Source organism: Ferruginibacter sp., assembly GCF_028288465.1.
In the GTDB taxonomy this organism is placed as follows: Bacteria; Bacteroidota; Bacteroidia; order Chitinophagales; family Chitinophagaceae; genus Ferruginibacter.
The window spans coordinates 1-2614 of the sequence record NZ_JAQBNR010000079.1 but is presented as its reverse complement, the minus strand read 5'-3'; the positions used below and the strand labels follow the sequence as shown (position 1 = coordinate 2614).

2 protein-coding genes are annotated in these 2614 nt (G+C 66.8%); both read left to right on the top strand.

The annotated features are described in order from the left end of the window. Nucleotides 1-71: 71 nt before the first annotated feature. Entirely contained in the window at nucleotides 72-1739 is a 1668-nt protein-coding gene (locus tag JWR61_RS27905) for a protein kinase (protein WP_301930925.1), read from the top strand. A gap of 60 nt (nucleotides 1740-1799) precedes the next feature. Next, nucleotides 1800-2614, top strand: an 815-nt coding sequence (locus JWR61_RS27900; protein WP_301930924.1) for a protein kinase, incomplete at its 3' end; no start/stop codon positions are given.

Below are 2614 nucleotides of genomic sequence, written 5' to 3'. Positions count from 1 at the left end.
GGCCAGGATGCATTCGGCAACCTGGTCGCTGCGCCTATCGGCAAGCGAGTACTTGAGGCGGTGCTAAACAAATGAGACCCACGAGCGGGCTCACTTTCGGCGGCAGGTACCAGCTGTCCAGTCGTGTTGCGATCGGCGGCATGGGTGAGGTGTGGCAGGCGACCGACCTGGTCATTGGCCGCACCGTCGCCATCAAGATTTTGAAGGATGAATACCTCGGAGACCCGGGGTTCCTCGAGCGCTTCCGTGCCGAAGCCCGCCATGCGGCCCTCGTCAACCACGAGGGAATCGCGAACGTCTTCGACTACGGCGAGGAGGACGGCAGCGCGTTCCTGGTCATGGAGCTCGTTCCGGGCGAGGCGCTCAGCACGATCCTGGAACGCGAGCGCGTGTTGTCATCCGACCGCGTCCTTGACATCGTCGCCCAGACGGCCAACGCCCTGCACGCCGCGCATTCGGCGGGGCTCGTGCACCGCGACATCAAGCCGGGCAACCTGCTCATCACCCCTGAGGGCCGCGTCAAGATCACCGACTTCGGTATCGCGCGCATCGCCGACCAGGTTCCGCTGACCGCCACCGGCCAGGTCATGGGCACGGTCCAGTACCTCTCGCCCGAGCAGGCGAGCGGGCACGCGGCATCCCCGACCACCGACATTTACTCGCTCGGCATCGTCGCGTACGAGGCTCTCGCCGGGCGCCGCCCCTTCACCGGTGAGTCGCAGGTTGCCATCGCGATGGCACAGATCAACGAGACACCGCCAGAATTGCCGGTCACCGTTTCCGAGCCCGTGCGCAACCTCGTGTACTCCTCGATCGCCAAGAGCCCGGCCGACCGCCCCGCCTCCGCCGCGCACCTGGCGCGGGCAGCGCAGGCACTCCGCCGCGGCGATGTGAACTCGGCAGCGGCATCCGTCCCCGGCATCATCGGTGCGGGGTCCCTGGCGCTCACCGCGGGCGCCAACTACGGCAACCCCACCGTCGCAACGCGGGTCATCCCTGCGACCACGGTGATGGATGCCCCGGCCTCCGGCCCCATCGAAACCCAGCGGCGCAACCCGTGGACCTGGCCCCTCGTAATCCTGTTCGCGCTGCTGGCCGTCGTGCTCGTGGCGACCATCATCGCCCTCCTTGGCCAGCCCAAGAAGCCCCCCGTTGTCATCCCCAGCACGTCGTCGAGTCCGACGCCCAGCGCAACTCCAAGCGCGACACCGTCGCCCGCCCCAACCATCGCGTACTCGATCCTCAAGGAGAGCGACGTCAAGGGTCACGACAAGGGCTACGTGGAACGCGCACTCCAGGACCTCAACCTCGTCCTGAAGATCCTCCCAGGCACGCCCGCCCCCAGCGCCGACCAGGTCGGCCTCGCCTACGACGTGAGCCAGACCGGCAGCATCCGCCAGGGCACGGTCATTTACGTTCACTTCTACGGACCGCTGGCAACCCCGCCTGCACCGACGCCCGCGACCGCACCCGCTGGCCCGTACACGCTCGGCCAGGTCGTCGACATCCATTGGGACAAGTACACGGGCTGCCCCGCTGGCGAAGCGCTGAAGGTCTACAACTTCACCATCGACAATGGCGGAACGGCCGCAGACGACAACCCCATCTCGGCTGCGGTCACCGACCTGAAGGTCACGCTGAACTCACCCGGAGACACGCACGTGACCTACACCGCCCAGTGCGGCGACACCCTGACGTCGGAAGCGTCGCAGCCCCTCACGATGACGGTAGGGCCCTAGCGCGCGATGCGGTGGGTACACTGACATGGCTTTAGTGACACATATACGGGAGATGACTTGGTGACCGAGAGCGTAAGCCAGGGCGTGCGCATGCTCGCGGGGCGCTACCAGATCGGCGAGCTCATCGGCCGCGGCGGCATGGCCGACGTTCGGCTGGGAACGGATGCTCGGCTCGGCCGTCGCGTCGCCATCAAGCTCCTCAAACCGAGCCTTGCCAACGACCCCGCCTTCCGCACGCGCTTCCGCCGCGAAGCACAGGATGCCGCGAAGATGGCGCACCCCACCATCGTCCGCATCTTCGACGCCGGCGAGGAAACCATCACCGACCCGAGCGGGCGCGAAGCGCAGATCCCGTTCATCGTCATGGAGCACGTTGACGGTCGGCTGCTGAAAGACATCATCGCCGAGGGTCCCGTGGAGCCAAAAGAGGCCACCCGGATCATCGAGCAGGTGCTGACCGCTCTCGAGTACTCGCATCGCGCGGGCGTCGTCCACCGCGACATCAAGCCGGGCAACATCATGATTGCCAACAACGGACAGGTGAAGGTGATGGACTTCGGCATCGCGCGGGCGATCTCCGAGTCATCCGCAACCATCGCCGAGACGAGCGCGATCGTCGGGACCGCCCAGTACTTCTCCCCCGAGCAGGCCAGGGGCGAGACGGTGGATGCCCGGACCGACCTGTACTCCACCGGAGTGGTCCTCTTCGAGTTGCTCACAGGGCAGGCGCCCTTCCGCGGGGAGAACCCGGTCGCCGTCGCATACCAGCACGTCAACCAGAACCCGGTCGCGCCCAGCACGCTCAACCCGAAGGTTTCGCCCGCGCTCGACGCGGTGGTGCTGCGCGCGCTGTCGAAGGACCGCTTCACTCGCTT